This window comes from Enterococcus eurekensis, assembly GCF_042654605.1.
In the GTDB taxonomy this organism is placed as follows: domain Bacteria; phylum Bacillota; class Bacilli; order Lactobacillales; family Enterococcaceae; genus Enterococcus_I; species Enterococcus_I eurekensis.
Window position 1 is genome coordinate 1 of record NZ_JBHSGT010000058.1, and the last position, 1,327, is coordinate 1,327.

Below are 1,327 nucleotides of genomic sequence, written 5' to 3' on the forward strand. Positions count from 1 at the left end.
AAGAAATACGCTTGCAAGTATGTTCTGTTCCTAAGAATCTCGTGACTTCAGTCATGAGAGGTTCAATACACTATCAAGATTCTCATCACCTTTTACAAAGAATGTTGCATCTTGGTATACAGCTGTATCTTCTGTATTACCATAAACTTTAGCAGCTGTATGAACATCAGTGATTAATGCATTTTCGTATAGTTCTTGTGCTGCACTTACTCCACCACTATTATGCCCATCGAATAGACCTTTAATTTCTACTTCTACTGTTTCATCTGCACCTTTCTCATTATCAGCATCAAATAAATTAGATTTTATTTTTATCTTATCTCCAACTTTAAGATTATTTTTTTCAGCTAAATCTTTATGCATTAAGATTTTATTATTATCTTCATTTTCTAAATGCTTTCCTTCTACTAATTTATATGCTTCTGATACAAATTTTGTTTCTTTTGATGAATCATTAACCCCAGTTAACATAACTGTTCTTTTAAAATTCTTCGCTCTTTCAGGTGATTGATACGCAAGTGTTTCTTGAGTTTCAATAATATCAAGATCAACTAGGTCTGCGACACTGTTAATTCTTTTTATATAGGAGTCTATACTATCTGTTTGTGATATCTTTTTAATGTCTTCACCTTTTACATTTCCCCCACCTCTGGGTGTTCCTGGATTTACTTGTCTATTAATCTCCATAGTAAAACTGTTTGTTATATTAGCAAATGTTTCTTCCGAAGCTCTGTCTGTGGCATCTTTAATAGATAAACTAATGAGACTTAAAGTTCCCATTGATAAAATAACTAACATAATAATTAATGATTTTAAGCTTTTTCTAGTTACATAAGCAAATGCATTTTTTATCATTATTCAACCTCCAAATTCATTTCATTTACTTTTTTTAATTTTTTTCCACTAAGTTCTAAAACGATATCTGCAGAATCTGCTACTTCCTTACTGTGCGTTACAACTATTACACATTTATTTCTATCTTTGGATAATGTCTTTAATATATTAATTATTTCTCCAGCAGTAACACTATCTAGATTACCAGTAGGTTCATCAGCTAGTATAACTGGTGCATCTGATACCAATGCTCTAGCAATAGCTACCCTTTGTTGCTGACCTCCAGATAATTTCATAACATTTCTTTGTATTTGTTTTTTATCTAAACCTAGTTCAAACAAGATACTTTCATCTACTGATTTATTTACTAATCTAATATTTTCAATTGGTGATAAATAATCTATTAAATTATAATTTTGAAATACTCCTGAATAATTCATACTTTTAATTAAAACCATGTGAAACTGCCTCACGGCAGCTTACAATTACTTTT

2 pseudogenes are annotated in these 1,327 nt (G+C 30.1%); both read right to left on the reverse strand.

Annotated features, from left to right (window positions below):
* Positions 1-63: 63 nt before the first annotated feature.
* Positions 64-855, reverse strand: a pseudogene (locus ACFO3L_RS09570) (ABC transporter permease); the annotation flags it as partial.
* A pseudogene (locus ACFO3L_RS09575) lies at positions 855-1,271 on the reverse strand (ATP-binding cassette domain-containing protein); the annotation flags it as partial. The pseudogenes ACFO3L_RS09570 and ACFO3L_RS09575, both read right to left, overlap by 1 nt.
* Between the last annotated feature and the right edge of the window lie 56 nt (positions 1,272-1,327).